Source organism: Nocardia sp. NPDC087230 (genome assembly GCF_044744725.1).
In the GTDB taxonomy this organism is placed as follows: domain Bacteria; phylum Actinomycetota; class Actinomycetes; order Mycobacteriales; family Mycobacteriaceae; genus Nocardia; species Nocardia canadensis.
Genome location: NZ_JBIUYV010000001.1, coordinates 612,201 through 629,432 on the forward strand (window position 1 = coordinate 612,201; position 17,232 = coordinate 629,432).

The window sequence follows — 17,232 nt, forward strand, 5'->3', positions numbered from 1 at the left end:
GAGGACTCTCGGCGGTGGTCTATAGCCCGAATTCGGGTCGATGATCGGCTTGATTGACCTCGGTCCCGGTGTACTCGTCGATGCCGAATTCGTCGTCGGTGGCTTCGTGTCGCCACCGCACGCGTTCCTCGCGGCGCCGTTGAGGAGCGGTCAGATTCTCGCGCCTGGCGTGTTCGGTGCGGTGGTTGGTGAGCTCGGCTTCGAGGGCCTGGTGTAGGGCCTCGACGGTTGCGTCCCGGGCGATCGCTTCCTCGGTACCCGCACGGGCTTGCGCGTCGGCACGGCGCTGATCGTCCGCGGTGGCGGTGCGCTCGGCACGAGCGGCCAGTTCGTTGGCATCTCGGTTGGCAGCTCGGGCGGCGGTGCGGGCCTGATCGTGGGCTTCTTGGTGGTCGCGATGGTCACCGACGAGGGTGTTGATGCGGGCCTGCAGAGCGCTTCGCTGTCGGCGGCGCATGATCGGCAGCGCGTCGAGCTCTTCTCGTGCGGTGTCGAGCTGGTGTTCGGTGGCGTGGAGTCGACGGATCGCGGAGTCGAGTTCGCGGGCACGAAGCAGGGCGGTGGTGCGGGCGTCGTCGGCGGCGCGTTGCTGTTCGGCTACTACCGGTTCGGGTTCGATCTCGATGGGGATTCGTCGGATCGGGGCGAAGAACTCCGCTTCGGTGGCAATGTTGCTCAGCCGCAGGGACAAACCCTCGATGGCGTCGGTCAGTTCATGGTCGGAGAGGCGTTGGATCGGATCGAGTAGCGCGGGTGGCTGTTCGGTGAGGGGATGGGCAGCTAGCCACTGCTCGATGACCGCGCGTCCGGCCGGGTCCAGTGCCCGCCAGTCGCGGCGCAGCATCGCCATCGCGGCGGGTGTTGGATGGGTGTCGGTGATGTGGGCGCAGCGTGCGGTGAGGTGGTGGGCGGGATCGTGGTCGGGGATCGCGGGTCGTTCGTCGTCGCGGCATGGCTGGCACAGGCCGTCGTCGGAACGCCGTGGCGGCACCGGGATGGTGGCGGTGCGGTGGCGTTCGATGCTGCAGTCCACGCAGGGCAGGCCGACGGCGGAGGGTATCGCGGCTAGGTCGTAGTCGATCGGGGAACCGATATCGGGCCTCAGAGTGCGTTCCTTGTCGTCTGGATCGAGGCCGTCGGACGGCTCGGCCTCGTCGAGATAGGCGTCGAGGGTGTCGTCGCCAGCTGCTCGGATCGGGTCGAATACTGCTGGTGGGATGGTCGGATCGATGCGGTCGCGATGGTCGTAGACGGGGCGGGACCGCGTTTGGGCAGGTTCGAGTTCGGGGCGGTAGGTGTGGGGGTCGGCCGCCGGTGTGCAGGCGTTGATCAGGTCACGGTGGTGCGGGAATTGCTCTGCGGCCCAGCGGAGTCGGGCTCGGGCGACGGGGAAGCTGTATCGGTAGAGGGTTTCCGAGACCGCGGTGAGCACCGCTCGTTCGTCGTCGGTGAGCTCGCTGCTGAACGTGCGGAACGCCGCGGTGGCGTCTGCGACGCGTCCGGTGGCGAACAGCCTGGCGATGCTGTCGATGTCGGCAGAGCGGTGGTCCTTGGCCGGATCGCCGTCGACGGAAGACGCGTTCGACGTCTCGGTCATGGTCGGTTCGGGTTCGACGAAGCTGTCCAAGGGTTCCTCATCAACGACCGGGGCTGCGGGTTCAGGCGGAGCAGGAGCCGCGGCCGGAGTCGGCGTGTGGTGGTGTAGTGCGTCGATTCGCCAGGCCAGTGCGGCGGCGAGTTGGTCGGCGCGCAACGGTGGCGCGTCGTCGGGTTGCGCGCCTTGCAGCAGTTCGTAGGCGGTGACAAGCAGATCTCGCGGGTTCCAGGTGCTGGTGGCACGTTCGACGGCGGCCACGACCCGGGGCCAGGCCGGTGCGGAGGTGACTTGCTCGGTCATCTCCGCACCCAGGACGGCTTGCAGGTCGGGGAGCCAGTCGGGGCGCAGCAGATCGGTGCCGGTGATGTCGAGTGCTGATGGTTCCAGTTCCAGACGCGCCCACAACGCGGCGGCGGGCATCTCATCCGGCAGCGGACGCAAGGCTGCGGCGTCGGTGAGCAGGGTGGTGATGGCGAGTCCGGCCCGGTCCGCGAGGTCGATCTTGTCGGCCACCACAGGCCAGTACGCGTCGGTGCGGATGCGGGGATCGATGCCGTCGACGACCGGCGCCCACCGATTCCGCGGCAGCGTCGGATCCCCGTAGACGTCGACGACTCGTTGGTCGAGGCGTTTCTGGTGGAGTCGTTCGAGGTTGGTGTAGCGGTCCGGTCCAGTTGGGCGGATATCGGTATCGGGGACGTGCAGGCCGGCTCGCCACACCGCGAGCTCCGCGAGCAGCGCCGCGTCGGCGCCGAGGAGCGGGCGCGCCCAAACTGGTGCGGTGGACGGGGTCCACCGGTCGGTGGCGCTTTGGATCTGTGTGGCGAGGTCGGCCACGATCCGTTCGCGAGCACGCACCGGTGCGGCGAGCTCGTCGTCGACACCGTGGTCGGGCAGACCTGGGGTCCAGGCGAGCGGCCCGCGGCCGGTGGAATGACTGCCGGTGGGGTCCAACCGCCAATCCAGGACCGCCGCCGGATCATCGGCGGTATCGAGCTCGCGGGCGGCCGCAACAGCACGCAATGCCGCGACCGGGTCGGCGCCGGATAGCGCGATGAGCGCGAGGTGCTGGCGCAGGACCGGGTAGGCGGGAGCCTCGGTCAAGTCGGGGTGGATCGTGTCGGCGAGGCGGTCGAGTTCGTCGAGGCGGTCGGCGCCGAGGGCGTGTTCGGCGGCTAGGCCGAGGGTGTCGAGGTAGATGTCGACCGCGGGCCCGATCCGCAAGGTCGGGTCGAGGGCGTCGCGGAGTTCGGTGTGCGCGGACTTCTGCGATCCGTCGCGGCCCAGGATCCGGTGCAGATGTTCGACGGCGGTGCGCGGGTGGTGGGCGGGTTCGGTGTAGATGGAGCCTTCGGCGCCGTCGAGGGCGGTGACGATGTAGGCGTGGTTGGCGTGGATTCCGCGGGTCATCGCGACGTAGAACTGTTGTCGGGATTCGCGCCCGGACAACGCGACATGACAGGTGTCGGCGGTGATTCCCTGGGCGGAATCGATCGTCGCGGCGTAGCCGAGGTGCACATGCGCACGCACATACTTCACCGGAAGATGTACCGAATGCTCGCTGTCGATGCCACCTCGGCGGTGCGAAACCGTGAGCGAACCGTCGTCGTGGACGTCGGTGACGCTCCAGGAGTAGCCGTTGCGGACCCAATCGGTGTCCCCGAAACGTAGCCGCGGATTGTTGCGACGTGTGCGCACGGTGTCACCGACGGAGGCGCACAGGCCGTCAGCGAGGACGATTTCGGTGTCCGCGGTGGTGCCGGTTCGGGTGAGTCTGTCGGTCCGGGCACGGGCGTTGAGCGCGGTGACGACGTCGTGGGTGGGCGCCAGCATGACCGCGTCGCGACCGGTCTGGTGGTCGGCCGCCCACGCGGTGTAGGTGTCGTCGTAGACCGATCCGGTGTGCCCGGAGTGGATCCGATCGTTGTCCAGATACCACGCCAGCGCCGATGGGTCGCCGTCGCGCAGTCCGATCGACGCGGTCGCTTCCCCAGTGGAGGCGAACCGAACGACATGCGAGAGCGTCACCATCTGCTCGGGAGAGGCGATCGCCATGTCGGTGTCGGCGCCGCCGGCTTCGATCGCCGGGAGCTGCCGGTCGTCGCCGATGCACCGCACAGTCGCCCCACGTCCGGCCAGGAATTGCAGCAGGCGTAGCCGTTTGAGGTTGCTGAGCTTGACGTGTTCGTCGACGATCACCAGCGTCGCCTCGTCGATGTCGAGCACCCATTGTGGCAACGACGGCGTCCCGACGAGCTCTTCTCCAGCCGTGATCTGGTCGGGGGAGTGGCGGTGGAGGACGTCGAGGAGTTTGTCGACGGTCTCGGCGCGGGTGCCGATCGAGGTCCCGAGTACCGCGGCTGCGGCGGCGGTGGGTGCCATGCCGAGGACGGTGCCGCCGCTGGAATGCCAAGCCGTGGTGAGGACTTGCATCGCGGTCGTCTTCCCGGTGCCCGCCGGTGCATTCGCTGTGTGCACGCGTAGGCCGGAGGTGGCGAAGGAGGAGATGACCCCGACCTGACCGGCATTCAGTGGCCGGTCCGGGTGGGCGGTGTCGAACTGGGCGACAGCATCGGCGAGAAGTTCCGGGTCCAGGGAGCGGGCACCGGGTTGGATCGAGAGCTCGATCAGTGCCGTTTCGACGGCGAGGGTGGTTTCGGTGGTGTAGACCTGGGAGTTCGGGGCGTGATGGACCGAGGTGCCGTCGCTGCGCTGCAACCACGCGGGCACCGCACGAAGACCGGGTTCCTCGGTCAGGTCGGGATCGCCACGCGCCACCGTCGACCGCGGTGAGAGCGCGGCTGCGATGACTTTGTCGGGTACCCATTCCCAGTCGGCGGGGGTGATTTTGCCGCGGAGTTGGCGTTCGACTTCGGCGCGTAGGTTGAACGGCCGCCAGGTCGATCTCCGTTCCGACACCGCTGCCAAAGCGCGCTCGGCGGTCGCGGCGATGAACTCGGCGTCCGGGGTCGGGCGCGGTGTCGGCGGCACCGCTAGCGTGCGCAGCACGAACTCCTCGACCGCTTCCCGGCCACCGAGCAGGTCGGCGGCCTGGGCCGCCCACGTTTCGCGTTGCTGAGCTTGTGAGCCCGGAAGATGTTTCGCCGGGCGGGTATTCAACGTCGCTTGTTCGGCGAGCCCGTAGACCTCTTTCGGTGTCGGTTCGCGCAGGTGCCGTGCTTGGAACTCGGCTGTCAGTTCGTCCAAGCGAGCGTTGATCGCGGTGGCGCGCTGGGACCAGGCGTGGATCAGTTCGGTGGGGACGCCGATGATTTCGCGGATCTGGACCTGGTGGATATTGCGATCGGGCCGGGTTTCGAACTGCAAGCCGAGCGCCAGTTCGAGGTAGTGCTCGAGGCGGGAGTCATAGATTTCCGAGACCGTGACGACGGCTTCGTGGAACAGGCGCGAGTCGATCGTGCGCCACTTGCCGTCGCGGGTGCGGACCTTGTTCGCGATCAGAACGTGGGTGTGCAGGTCGGGGTCGCCGGCGCGGCTGTCGCGGTGGGTGAAGCACGCTGCGATCATCCCTTCGACGTCGACGTGGCGGATGCCGTTGCGTCCCAGCCGGGTGTAGAGGTTGTGGCGTTCCAACCACGTCAACGCGTCCTTGATCGCGCGCTGGTGGGCGGCCTCGATCCGACGTGCCATGTCCGGTGGGGCAAGGGCCCACAGCACCGCGACACTCTTCACCGCGGAGAAGGTGAGCTCGAGACCAGCCACCGCGGTCTGGTTCACCCGCGAGTTCTTGGCCACCCACCCCGACAACTCGCGCGCATTAAGAGGGACGCGACCGTGGTCGACGATGAACATTTCCGTCGCTACCCGTGACCGGATACGCGAGCGAATGAAGTCGGGAATTGCGGTGGTGGGGTCGAGATCCCGTTCCAGATTGTGTTCCCGGTACGCCTGCGCGCACCGTTGCCGGTACTCCGAACGGATCGTGTAGGTGGGGAATTTGTTGCCGAGTTTCGTGGCCTTCGCGGCTGCGCGGGCGGCGTCGCGGGGCTTGGCGCCGAGGGTGATCTGGGTTTGGTAGACCTCGGCTTTGATCCGTTCGGCGTTCGGGTGGACACCGTGGCCGAACAGGGCTTTCATCTGTTCTTCGGTGACCTGCTCGCCCGGGGCGATGCCGAGCGCGGTCAGCCCGGCGCCGTGCCAGCGCCCGGGTGCTTCCCCGTGGTCGCTGTAGTACTGCGACAGTGAGGCCCGCCCGCGCGCGGTGCTGTCGTTGGCGGCGGTTTTGCGTAAATAGTATTGGTAGCCGTTTCCCGCGGCGACCCGGTGAACGGTCGCGACCATGCCTCCATGAAGCGCCCGCGAATTCGGTTGCGGCAAGGGGCAATTAGCGTGGTGAGACTACTTTGGACAACTTTGGACAACTGCGTTATCAAATCGTTATCCAGAATGCCAGATGTGTGCTCGTTGTAGGGACGTTGGGGAGGAAATGAGGGGGTATTTGCATGGTGAAAGTGGGTGCGGGAGTTGCGGTGCGAGGCGTGGCGGAGGGCGGGGTATGCGGATGCGAGGTGGGGTGCGGTGGGCATGGTGGGTGGTGCGGAGCTGGCGGCGTTGGATGCCGCGGTGAGGTGGGGGTGGCCGCCGCGCCGGGAGGAGTTCGGCAGCGGCGGCCACGCACGCTTGAGGTGGCGGGAAGCGGGCGGTCTAGCCGAAGACCTCGCTGATCGTGGTCGGACCGTCGACGAACACCCCACGCAGCTGCGAGGTGATGTCGAGCGGAGCGACGGCAGCGGCGACCGGTCGGTGAGTGAGGGCATAGCCGCCGGCGACGCGGTCGACGGGGTAGAGGCTCCATCGAGTCGGTGTTGCGGCGTCGCCGGGGTAGCGGCGGGTGATGGTGCCGTCTGCGGTGATGGTGAGTATTTCCCAGTCGCCGGACTCGACGAGCGCGAACTGCGGCTCGATGCTGTCGGCGGCGAGCTGCCGCGCGAGCGCGGCGACGGGAGTGCCGGGGGTGATAGGCGCTGCGTCTTCGACGGCGAGGTAGCCGACCACGGTGGCGGTGGTGGCGTCGGCGAGGGTGAGCTGGATCGGGCTGCCGGTGTGTGGGTCGGTGGCGCGCGGTGTGGGTGCGGTGAGCTGTGCGGCGGTGGATGCGGTGATGAGGGCGAGGTCGACGTGTCGTGCGAGCTCGCGCAGCATCTCGGCGACGGTCAGCGGCGGCTCGTCGGCGGTGTCGAAGACGAGACCGGCGATGTTGACCGGAGACGGGTCCGGCACCAGCGTTGAGGCTGTGACCCAGTCGATGTCGCCGTCGGCGGTGCGGGGGACCTCGATCTGGGGTGCGGTGTCGGCGAGGGCGGCCACGGTGTCGAAGGCCGTCGCTGAATATCCGCGGTCGAGGTGGCGGGTCCACCGGTCGAACGGGTTGAGCAAGTGGAAACCCATGAACACGGTGACATCGACAGGGGTGGGTCCGTCGGTCCACGACACACGCAGATGATGGGCGTGGGCCCAGGGGCCGACCGGTCGCAGCGCGAACGCCGCGGTGGGCCAGTGCCGCCGCAGGCGCGCCTGGATCAACGCGCCCCAGGCGGAGAGGTCGTCGGTGTCGTGGGGTGCGATGAGGTAGTGGGTGGTGGTCGAGTCGGTGAACCGGATCAGCGCACCGGTGGCGTGCGGGGTGATTTCGCGGACGATGCCGTTCGTGGCCGACAACTCCGCCAGCGCCGCGTCGAGGGCATCGAGCGCGTCGCCGAGGTAGCGGGTGAGGATCGAGCCGTCGAGGTAGACATCGAAGGTGGGTGCGCTCATCGGGGACTCCCGGGGTCGGAGGTCGTGGACGTGGTGGTGCGGGCGAGGCGCGGTGGCGGGACGTGGCGCCAGCCGGTCGGTGTGCAGGCGTAGTGGCGGGAGCCGAGGGCCAGGACGTCACCGACGGACAGCGACCGGTGGCCGAGCCCGTACCAGTGGTCGGTCAGGGCTTCGTCGCCGTGGTTGGGGTGGCCGTTGAGCGCGGCGAAGACCCGGTCGAGCAGGACGTGGTCGTCGAGGATGCGTTGCAGGAGTTCGAGATCGGCGTCGCGCATCGAGATGTCGAGAGCGAACCGGTCAGCGAGGGAGAGCGGTTTGTCGGGGGTGTAGCCGAAGAAGATGGTGTCGATGTCGCCGAGGTAGACACGGACCCAGCGCGTGCGAGCGCGGCGGGTCCGCGCCGCGACGGACCGGCGGCGTGGGCGATGGTGGCGGGCACGGTGGAACACCGGCGAAACTCCTCGATAGTCGGGTCGAGCGGCTGGGGCACCCGATCGTGCGGGTGCCCCAGCCGAGGTCGGGATGCGAACGGCCCGGGGTCAGGCCGCGACGAGGCGACGCGCGCGCGGCACGGGCACGTGCAGGCCGAGGTAGACCCGGCACTGTGTGCAGAACCCGTCGTCGTGGACAGGGATGTATTTGGTGCAGCCCTCGCATTTGCCGGGTCGCTGTCCTGGCGGCAGGACCTGCTGGCGCCTGGGTCGCGTCGGCGCGGGGACCGGTACCTGTTCGTCGTCGACGTCGGGCAGCACCGGTGCGCCGGGCAGATCGGGGTGGTTGGCGAGGAACCGGTCGATCACCGCGGTCAGCCACTGCGGGGCGCGGCGGCGGACCTCGTCGAGCAGCGCGCACGCCGAGTCGCGGTAGTGCTGGGCGAAGTACGCGCAGTAGGCGGCGGCGAGATCGGCGCCGGTGAACCCAGGCGCGAGCTCGGGCAGCCCGGTGCGGCCGTCGCCGCGGCAGTAGTCGCACAATCCGTCGTCGCTGCGGAGTACACCACCGCGGACGTGGACAGGGCGCTGGTCGGCACTGGGGCGTTCGACGAAGCACGACACGCACCGCCACCCGGCGACCGTGGTCATGGCGGTGGCGAAGTCGTCGAGTCCGTTGCCCTGGAACAGATATGTCTCGCGCCGGTCACCGCGCGAGCGCAGGCCGGTGCGTTCGGCCGCCCACGCGTGGGAGTGCTCCGGGGACTTCACTGATTCGCCCGCGAGCGCGCGTTCGTGGTCGCGTTGGTCGGCGACGTGGGCGCAGTACTGGTGATCCCAGATCGCCTCGGACAACTCGGCCGGCAGCGGCGGCCGTTCACCGGGCCGCCGCGGCGTCCACCCGCGCGGCGCCGACGCGGTGGGAGTGATGCCACGCGCGGCAAGTTCGGCCCAGCGCTGCCGCAGGCGGGCCTGGTCGGCGACCTCGGTGTCGACGAACAAGCTCTCCCGCACATAGGTCGTCACGACCGACGGCTCGACCTCGGCCCGACGGCGCCGGCCGCGGGCGGCGACACGGGCACGGATCTGCTCGGGGCGAAGACGGGAGGCGTCGACGCGTTTGGTCGGTGCGAGCGACAACCGAGGCAGCGGGTTGTACCGAGTGCGGATCGACTGGCGCGGCATCTCGGCGGCGAGGAGCTGGACTTCGAGCTTGGCCTGCTCGTCTTCGACGGTCGTGCCGTTGCGCCGCGCACGGGTTTCCCGAAGGTGGTTCAGGTCGTGGTCGGAGCGGGAGTGCAGGCCGGGATCGGTGTCGGGCACCAACGCCAGCATCCGCTCACGGCCGAGGTCGTCGGCGTGGCGCCACAACGCGTCCAGACGGCGCAGCGCGGCTTCGCGCGGGTGCAGGGTGAACTGTTCGACCATGAAGTCCATCAGCCACCAGTCGGCGTCGGTCGCCAACGCGAGGGCGGCGGGGAACGCCTCGAGCGCCGCGCGGCGGTCGAGGTCGAGCTGGAGCTCGATCTCGAAGATCGCGTCGAGGAACGCCCGAGTGCCCGCGACCTGATCCGGATCGACGGGAATGGGCTCGGCGACAGGGGATTCGACGGTCGGTGCTTCGAGGAACACCGGGGAGTGATGAGCGATAGCAGACACAGCAGATCTCCTGACTGAGAGGCGAGAGATAAGGCGGCACCCGGGCGCGCTGGAACGCGACGCTCTTCCCGAAAAGGAGGGTGCCGGGCTGGGGTGGGCCCAGCCGAGGGCGACCGACCAGGACAGCGGGCGACACGGCGGAGGGAACGCGCCATTGCGTGCGGGGACGAATTCCCCACGCCCGTGCGTGCGGGACGGGTGGGCGCGGCTGGTGGCGGCGTGGGGAATTCGTTTCCGCCGGGCGCGGGCCCGTAGCCGTGGCGCACGATGGCCTGGTAGCCCTCGATTGGCTGGGTCCACCCCAGACCGTCACCCGGACCCACCACCGATGGACTCGCTCATCGGCGCGATCGCTGATCGGAACTGACTGAGATCCGCGCATGCCGTTGTGAAGGTCCGCCGGTCCGGGAGCGGAAAGCCGCCCGAGCAGTGCTGCTCGGTCAGGAGACCGCTGCGCTCAGAACGGCGGCTCGCCGAAACCTGCACCGGCTCCAGCCAGTACCGGCGTCTCCCACAGCTCACGTCCGCCGGCGGGTACCTCGGTGTCACCGGGCCACGAATCGTTGCCCGTGCTCGCCGGGGCGGGTGTGTTGTTCGCGCGGGTGGTGCGGGTCGCGGGGTCGGGCTGGGCGAACCCACCGCCACTGCTACCGTTGCGGCCGGTGCGGGTGACTTTGGCGGTGGCAAAGCGCAAGCTGGGTCCGAGTTCGTCGACCTCGACCTCGTAGACGGTGCGCTTGTCGCCGTCGCGGGTTTGGTAGCTACGCTGTTTGAGCCTGCCCATCACCAGGATCCGCGCCCCTTTCGCCAGCGACTCCGCTGCGTTCTCGGCTGGCTCTCGCCACAGGTTGCAGCGCAGGAACAACGGGTCACCGTCGCGCCATTGCCCGGTGGTGCGGTCGAAGACCCGCGGTGTGGAGGCGACGGTGAAATGCGCCACCGCGACACCGGCGGGTGTGAAGGTGAGCTCGATGTCGGAGGCCAGGTTGCCTACCAAGGGCAGTGTCGGTTCGCCGGGCATAGTCGGACCTTTCTGTCATCAGGACGGGTGGGGATGTGCTGGCCTCGATGCGGAGAAGCGGCGTCCGGGCCGTGTCACCAAGAGACGAAGGTGGTCTCGGTGAATCCGTCGGGAACGGTGTCGGTGACGCTGATGCGTGCGCGCGCCCAGGTCCCGATCAGCGGATGCGCGGGCAGATCGCCGGAGCCTCGGCCGTTGCCTTCGGCGGTGAGTGCCGGCAGCAGATGCAAGGTCTCCGACGCGTCATCCGGGTTCGGCGGGCTGCGGTGTTTGTCGATGAAGGTGCGCTGGTCGTGGTTGAGCAAGAACCGTCTGATCGGGATGGCACGGTCGATGGCGATGTTGGGGTAGGCCTCTGACAACGCGTGCAGGGTCGGCGGGTACTCGCGCAGTGTGCCTTGGTCGTCGAGCTCGGTGACCGGGTCGGTGTCGGGTTCAGGATCGGCGTACTGCCCCGCCCACACCAGCCGGGTCGGCGAGGTCAGGGCACGTTCGACGTCGAGGACGAACGAGTCGCCGATCCACACCACCTCGGCGAGCTTGTAGGCCCACATCTGCGGCTGGATCCGCCCGATGATGGCGAAGTCGTCATCGAGGAAGACCGGGTGGAAGTGCTGTCCCAATTTCTGGTCCCTTCGGGTTCGGGTCGTCACGGTGGATCCGGGCGAGGGCGTGAACAGGCGACTGGCAGCATCCGGTAGCTTGTGCCGCGTCCAAGGCCTGCCGCGCTCGGTGTCAGCGCGGGAAATGGCGGCCATAATCGAGAGGTAGATCAGGGCGGGAGAACTTCGAGGAGGGGCCGCGGTGGCGCCACCGGGTGCGGTGTTGATGATCGATATGCAAAACGCCTACCTGCGCGAGGACGTGCGATCCGCGCTTGGCTGGCCACCGATCTGGCGACTGAACGAAACGATAACCGCCTGCACTGAGCTGCTGGCGGCGGCTCGCGCGACGGGATGGCCGGTGATCTATTCACGGCAGACGTCCAGCCCGGCGATCAACCCGCGCGCGGAACGGCATCGGCTCTCGCGCCCGGGCGTGCCGGTGCTGTCGGCCACCGAGCAGCAGTGGCACAGCGAGATCATCGACGACCTCGCTCCGCAGCCGGGCGAGGTCGTGCTGGACAAGACCAGTCCGAACTTCTTCGCCTACACCGAACTGGCGTTGGTACTCAACGGGCTCGGCGTCGACCGCGTCCTGCTGGCTGGGCTACAGACCAACGTGTGTGTGGAAGCCACCGCGCGGGCCGCGCTGGAACACAACTTCGAGGTGGCTGTGGCCGCGGATGCGGTCAGCACTGACGGACCCGCGCTGCATTACGCGTCGCTGAACTCGATGCGAGTGATGTATGTCGAGGTCGGCTCCTGGCGTGAACTGCTGGCACCGGATGCGGCGTGGGACAAGGCATTCACGACACCGAACTACGGGCGCGACACCGGCTACTGGTCCGAACCCGCTTTGTGAACGAAGCCGGGGTTCGGCGCTAATTGCCCCGGCAACTGCGGGCCTGACGGAGGCGATCGCCGCGGCGTAGCGTCGAACCGCCCCGGCTTGTCCCCTTCGAGCCGGGGACCATCGAAGACGCTCTTTGCGTCGCGGCTGGTCTCCGGCTGCACCGGTCAAGCGTGCCGTGCGTGGCCGCGTACGTTGCCCGCGCTCGAAAGCCCGGCCGAACCAACGGCGGCGGTCCTACACTGCCGAGCACACACCCGCCGACGCAGGGGACCCGCCATGACCCGGCCACACCCACCTCGACCAGGAATGCCAGTGCCATTGCCGACGGCGCCGCAGCAATCAACTCCGAAGCCGCCTGGACAGCTGATTCCGCAGTGGATTGTGGTCGTAATCGCGGGCGGATTGCTGTTCACCTACATGGCGGCCAACAACTTCACCGGTTCCGAAGCCGTCGGCGTGGGGATCGTCCTCGGAATCGGCACGATCATCGTCTTGGTGATCCGAGCCCTGGTCCGGCTCGGTGACAAACGGCCACCTGCGGTCGTGGTGAACACCGTTGCCGTCCAGGCACCGCCGGGTTGGTACGTCGACCCGCAGGGGGCGACGAGATGGTTTGACGGCCGGGCATGGACTGAGCAAGTTCAACCGCCCGCCCCAGCCGCCGAACACCGCCCGCCCGACACGCAGGGGTGAACCTCGGCCCGCGCGCGGTGCGATGAGTTCGGTGCCGAGCGTGCCCGGTTAGATCGCTGTGGTGAGGTCGATGCCCAGATCGGCGGCGACGGCGCGTCCGGTGTGGGCGATCATCGCGATCCTGTCGGGTCGTTCACCGTGGTCGAGAGCAGTGTTGAGCACCACGGCCATCGAGTGTTCGGAATCGGCGTGCAACGCTGCTTGCAGGCAGATCCTCGCGTAGACGGCGTCGCTGCGGTGGTAGGCGTCGTAGCCACACAGCATCGCGGCCTCGGCCCGATCCCTGCCGGTGCTGGCCCGCGCCACCGACTGCCACAGGGTCTGCGCGGCCGGGGCCCAACGGGTGCCGGACAGTCCGAGCATGGCGTCGCGGATCCTCATGTCGCGCAGCGCCGCCACGACAGCGGCCAGATCGTTTGGGGTGCGCCCGGATTCACTGTCGACGGCGATCTTGTCCAGTACCGCTCGGGCGGCGTCACGGCGGAAAGCGGTGCCGAGGTCCGCGGCGAGCGCGGCTGCCAGGCCGGTGCGGTAGGCCGCGACGGCGGGACCGATGAGCGGGGCTAGCTGCGCGACCGCCGCCGGATCGACGGCGATCAGGTCGAGCAGGTCGGTGCGGCTGTTGTGGATCTGGACGCCATCGGGGGTTAGGGCGCGAGCGAGCGGTGAGGTGGCGGGGTCGTTCACGGTTCCGTCGGTGTCGCCGTCGAGCAGGGCGCGGTAGGTCTCACCGGCGGTGATGGTGGGGACCAGCCAGGCGCGGGTCAGCTTCATCGCCGATGCGCGCAGAACATCGATGACCATCCTCGCGGTGCCGGTCGCGTGGGGTCGGTCGTCGACGATGATCACCAGTGCCGCAGTGGCGTTCTCGTTCCCGTACTGCCACTCCAGGTACGCCACCACCTCCCGGGTCTCGGTGGGGTTGGTGACGGTGTCGAGGTCGAAGCGGACCAGCAGCCGAATCGCACGCGGCGCCTCGGCTGTTGGGCAGATCATGGCCAGGACCAGTGATCGGGTGGGGACGAATCGCAGCATCGCGGGGATGGCGGCGATCAGCTGCCCGGCGTCATCGACCCGTACATGATCGGGGGCGGCGGCTCCGGCGAGATGAGCGTGGCTGTTCGATCCGGGTCGTTCGTGTACGGGCGCCATGGAAGTGTGCTCCTTCGAAAATCGGATCGGCGCCGCCCACTACTGCCGAAACCGGCGGTGTGGGTGGCGGGCTCGAGCGCCGGTGGCGGGGCCGGGCATGGTCCGGTCGTTTGCCTGGTCTGACCGGGCCATGCGCGCGCTGTCGGGGGCGTTCAGGCCGCCGCAGCGAGTTCCGTTGTCGCGGTGTCGGTGTCGTCGCTCGCCGGGGCGGTGCCGTCGGTGGGATCGTTCGGCGACTGGTCGGTGACGGCGGGGGAGTTGAGGTCGATGGTGTCGGGGTCGAGGTCTCCGGCGGTGGCGAGCTCGACATCGACCAACGCGAACCCCTTCGATTCACCGATCTGGGCCAGGTAGTGCAGGTAGTGCGTTGCGCTGGTGCCCAGCCACCGGTGATGGCGCCAGGAGTCCTTGCCGAGGGCGGATTCGTGGGCGGCCAGCACCAACCCGAGCACGAACCGCCACCCCTCGGTCGTGGTGCCGCCGGTGGCGTGCTCGATCAGCTCGGTGCTGGTCTCGAGCCCGAGCCGCTGCATCGCGAACGCCCGCGCCCGCGTCCCCGATAGCAGCCCGGAATCCCGCGCCAGCGATTCGGCGACGAATTGCGCCGCACCGGCAGGCAAGCTCCGTCCCGACAGCAGCCGGTTCAGGAACTCGATGCGGCGGGTCTTGGCCGCGGCGCCGCTTCGGTTGAGTTCGATCACCCTGCGCCGCTCGTCGCGGCGGGCCTGCGCGACGGCGTGTTCCGCCTCGGCCTGCGCGGCCGGCTCCTCGGAGTCGGTGCCGATGCTGGTGATGTCGGTGGCGGTGCGCCGCTGCAGCCCGGTGGACTCGAGTTGGTCGACGGGCAGGAAGTAGGTCGGCAGCCACGCATCTCGGTAGGCCAGGTCGTGTGCGGAGCGCAGTCCCTCGGCGGGCGCGTCATCGGGGCCCTCGGCGTCGAAGTCGACGGTGTCGGGGTCGATCAGCTCCCCGGTCGCCTCGTCGACGAGTTCGGCGTCCTCGACCCGCGCGAGCGCGACCACCCAGCGGGCCGGGTCAGCCCAGATGCCGGATTCGGTCACCGGGACCTGATCTGGGGTGACCAGGTCCTCGACGGGTACGTAGTGGTCGTGGTCGAGGTAGGCGGGGTCGGTGGGTGTGATCGCGAACCCGGCCCCGGCGTAGGGCAGGGCCGCTGCGAGGCGCTGGCGTTGTTCGGCACGCTCGCCCGCGACGAGTTCGGCACGGTAGTCGAAGTTCCAGCGGCCGCCTTCGGTGAGCTGGGCGACCGCGGCGTGGTCGGCGACGGCCTCATACTCGGCGATGATCTGGAGCTGGTCGAGCCCGAACTGGTTGTCGTCCAACAACTTCCGTGCCGTCGCGGAACGACCGATCCGGCCGGCCCGACGGATGCTGGCGGTGTCGGTCTGCAAGCCGTCGGCGATACGAGTGGTGGTGGCGCCGAGGTCGAGCATGTAGGTGACTGCGGCCGCGCGAGCGGACTGGGTGAGTTCGATGCGCCGGTCGTTGAGGTTGATCTGAGTGAGCGCCCGGTCGATCAACCGTTGGGGGTCGGTGATCGCCCGATCGGTGTCCTGGATGTAGACCGGGACTTCCCGGATGCCGAGGGTTCGGGCGATCAGGGCGCGGACCTGGCCGTCGATGACGACGATCTGTCCGTCGGGGCCGCGTTCGGCCAGGATCGGGTCACGGACCCCGAGCTGCCGGATGGAGTCGACTTGTTTGGGGTGGGCGTCGAGGTCGATCTGGTCCTCGGGACGGACATTGTGCCCGATCACCAACTCGGCCGGGTCCATGATCCGGGCCTCGACGTGGGGCGGGGCGGGCGCGACCACGATGGTGTCGTCGTCGACGGGCTCGGCTTCGGTGGCAGGGGCGGACGGTTCGGTGGTGGGCTGGTCGAGGTCGACGGTGTCGATCGTGGTGGTGGGCAACGTAGCTCCTCTTCGATGGGAACGGCGACGGCGCGCATCGGTGGGCGTGCGCGCTGTCGCAGGATGGCGGGATGGGCAACTGGTCAGCGGGTGCGGCGGTTGCGGGTGACGTTGAGCGGGTGCAGTCGCAGGGTGTCGGAGTCGTCGGCGCGGTAGGTCCAGTGCTTGCCGCGCCAGCCCGGGAACTGCTGACGCCAGCGCTCGATCACCGGGTCTTCACCGAGCTCGGTGACGGGCCCGGCGGTGCCGAAGTGGACGCGGTTGGCGAGGTCGATGGTGCTGATCGATTCGACCGGCGCGGTGGTCGGCGCATCGGTCGGGGTGGTTGCGGTCAAGGGGTCTCCTTCGATTGCTGGATGTCGATACAGGGCTCGGGATGTTCGAATAGAGCTGGTCACGAACGCGCAGCGCTGACTCGGATCGCGGCGATCCGACTCGAACAGCGGTACGCTGAATATTTGCTGAATGGGTTCGGGGGGAGGGGAGTGTGGTGATGGCGAGGCGCGAGTGAGTGGGTTGCCGCGGTATGCGCCGATGCTGGCGACCGCGGGTGAACTACCGGCCGATGACGGCCGGTGGTCGTTCGAGGTGAAGTTCGACGGCCTGCGCGTGATCGCCTACGTCGAGCAGACGTTGCGGCTCGAGTCGCGCAACGGCAACGACATCACCGTCGCCTGGCCCGAACTCGCCGCACTCGCACCGGCGGAGCCCGGGTTCGTCGTCGACGGCGAGATCGTCATCCAGCACAACGGGCGGTCGTCGTTTCAGGCGTTGGCGCCGCGGATGCATCAACGCAACCCCGCCACCATCGCGGCGCTGGCCGAATCCGATCCGGCGACCTACATGATCTTCGACCTGCTCCACATCGGAGACCGGTCCCTGATCGAGCTGCCCTACAGCCAGCGCCGCGAACTCCTCGAACACACCGGCCTGGCCGGCCCGCACTGGCAGATCCCGCACCTACTGCCCGGCCCCGCCACCGACGCGCTGGCGGTCTCGAAGGAACTCGGGCTCGAAGGAATCATCTGCAAACGGCGCGAGAGCTGGTATCTGCCTGGTCAGCGCAGCCCGGCGTGGACGAAGGTCAAGAACGTCTCCCACCAGGAAGTCGTGGTGATCGGTTGGAAGGCGGGCTCGGGGCGCCGCGCGGGGCAGATCGGATCGCTGCTGGTCGCGGTCCCCGACGATCGCGGCACCCTTGAGTACGCGGGCAGTGTCGGGACCGGGTTCACCGCGGCGATGCTGTCGGATCTGCGCGCGCGTCTGGCGCCGTTGCAGCGACCGGACCCGCCGATCCCCGGCGTCGGACCGACCGCGGTGGGGGTGTTCTGGGTGCAGCCCTGGCTGGTGGGGGAGGTCGTCTTCACCGAGTGGACAGGTGAGGGGCGGCTACGGCACCCCAGCTGGCGGGGATTGCGTCCCGACAAGGACCTCGACGAGGTCGAAACCCCGCTCGGACGTCCATAGTTCGGTGTTCACCATGACCCGGTCGACCCACCACCCCACGCGAAGCGG

Annotated in this window: 12 protein-coding genes; 3 read left to right on the plus strand and 9 right to left on the minus strand. The window is 68.7% G+C overall.

The annotated features are described in order from the left end of the window. Positions 1-19 precede the first annotated feature (19 nt). From mobF to ACIO52_RS02885, 6 genes are all read right to left on the minus strand, one after another. The gene (gene mobF / locus ACIO52_RS02860) at positions 20-5,899 is read right to left on the minus strand and encodes a MobF family relaxase (RefSeq protein ID WP_402641115.1); all 5,880 of its coding nucleotides are present in this window, start codon (positions 5,897-5,899) and stop codon (positions 20-22) included. Positions 5,900-6,262: 363 nt separating this feature from the next. Further along, the gene (locus tag ACIO52_RS02865) at positions 6,263-7,372 is read right to left on the minus strand and encodes a hypothetical protein (RefSeq protein WP_402641118.1); all 1,110 of its coding nucleotides are present in this window, start codon (positions 7,370-7,372) and stop codon (positions 6,263-6,265) included. Then, entirely contained in the window at positions 7,369-7,821 is a 453-nt protein-coding gene (locus ACIO52_RS02870) for a hypothetical protein (protein WP_402641121.1), read from the minus strand. The genes ACIO52_RS02865 and ACIO52_RS02870 overlap by 4 nt, the downstream gene beginning before the upstream one ends. A 90-nt stretch (positions 7,822-7,911) precedes the next feature. Then, positions 7,912-9,462, minus strand: a complete 1,551-nt coding sequence (locus tag ACIO52_RS02875) for a hypothetical protein (RefSeq protein ID WP_402641124.1) — start codon at positions 9,460-9,462, stop codon at positions 7,912-7,914. Between the two features lie 457 nt (positions 9,463-9,919). After that, a complete protein-coding gene (locus ACIO52_RS02880; protein ID WP_402641127.1) occupies positions 9,920-10,483 on the minus strand; it encodes a single-stranded DNA-binding protein in 564 nt (187 codons plus the stop codon). Between the two features lie 74 nt (positions 10,484-10,557). Continuing rightward, positions 10,558-11,106 carry a hypothetical protein gene (locus ACIO52_RS02885; protein WP_402641129.1) on the minus strand — a complete coding sequence of 183 codons (549 nt, stop codon included), beginning with the start codon at positions 11,104-11,106 and terminating at the stop codon, positions 10,558-10,560. A gap of 181 nt (positions 11,107-11,287) precedes the next feature. On the opposite strand from ACIO52_RS02885, the gene ACIO52_RS02890 reads away from it, so the two are divergent. Beyond that, positions 11,288-11,947, plus strand: coding sequence for a cysteine hydrolase family protein (locus tag ACIO52_RS02890; protein WP_402641132.1), 660 nt, complete (start codon positions 11,288-11,290; stop codon positions 11,945-11,947). 303 nt (positions 11,948-12,250) lie between these two features. Continuing rightward, on the plus strand, positions 12,251-12,631 hold the full coding sequence (locus ACIO52_RS02895; RefSeq protein ID WP_402641135.1) for a DUF2510 domain-containing protein: 381 nt from the start codon (positions 12,251-12,253) through the stop codon (positions 12,629-12,631). 48 nt (positions 12,632-12,679) lie between these two features. Here ACIO52_RS02895 and ACIO52_RS02900 read toward each other — a convergent pair whose 3' ends face one another. From ACIO52_RS02900 to ACIO52_RS02910, 3 genes are all read right to left on the minus strand, one after another. Beyond that, positions 12,680-13,783, minus strand: a complete 1,104-nt coding sequence (locus ACIO52_RS02900; protein ID WP_402641138.1) for a DUF4192 domain-containing protein — start codon at positions 13,781-13,783, stop codon at positions 12,680-12,682. A gap of 152 nt (positions 13,784-13,935) precedes the next feature. Further along, a complete protein-coding gene (locus ACIO52_RS02905; RefSeq protein ID WP_402641141.1) occupies positions 13,936-15,717 on the minus strand; it encodes a ParB/RepB/Spo0J family partition protein in 1,782 nt (593 codons plus the stop codon). Between the two features lie 83 nt (positions 15,718-15,800). Then, positions 15,801-16,052, minus strand: coding sequence for a hypothetical protein (locus tag ACIO52_RS02910; protein WP_402641144.1), 252 nt, complete (start codon positions 16,050-16,052; stop codon positions 15,801-15,803). A gap of 199 nt (positions 16,053-16,251) precedes the next feature. On the opposite strand from ACIO52_RS02910, the gene ligD reads away from it, so the two are divergent. Continuing rightward, a complete protein-coding gene (ligD, locus tag ACIO52_RS02915; protein ID WP_402641147.1) occupies positions 16,252-17,184 on the plus strand; it encodes a non-homologous end-joining DNA ligase in 933 nt (310 codons plus the stop codon). The last annotated feature ends 48 nt before the right edge of the window (positions 17,185-17,232 follow it).

Coding starts and splice junctions, on each gene's coding strand:
- ACIO52_RS02880 (WP_402641127.1), bottom strand. CDS start 10,483: ATGCCCGGCGAACCGACACTGCCCTTGGTAGGCAACCTGGCCTCCGAC.
- ACIO52_RS02900 (WP_402641138.1), bottom strand. CDS start 13,783: ATGGCGCCCGTACACGAACGACCCGGATCGAACAGCCACGCTCATCTC.
- ACIO52_RS02865 (WP_402641118.1), bottom strand. CDS start 7,372: ATGAGCGCACCCACCTTCGATGTCTACCTCGACGGCTCGATCCTCACC.
- mobF (WP_402641115.1), bottom strand. CDS start 5,899: ATGGTCGCGACCGTTCACCGGGTCGCCGCGGGAAACGGCTACCAATAC.
- ligD (WP_402641147.1), top strand. CDS start 16,252: ATGCTGGCGACCGCGGGTGAACTACCGGCCGATGACGGCCGGTGGTCG.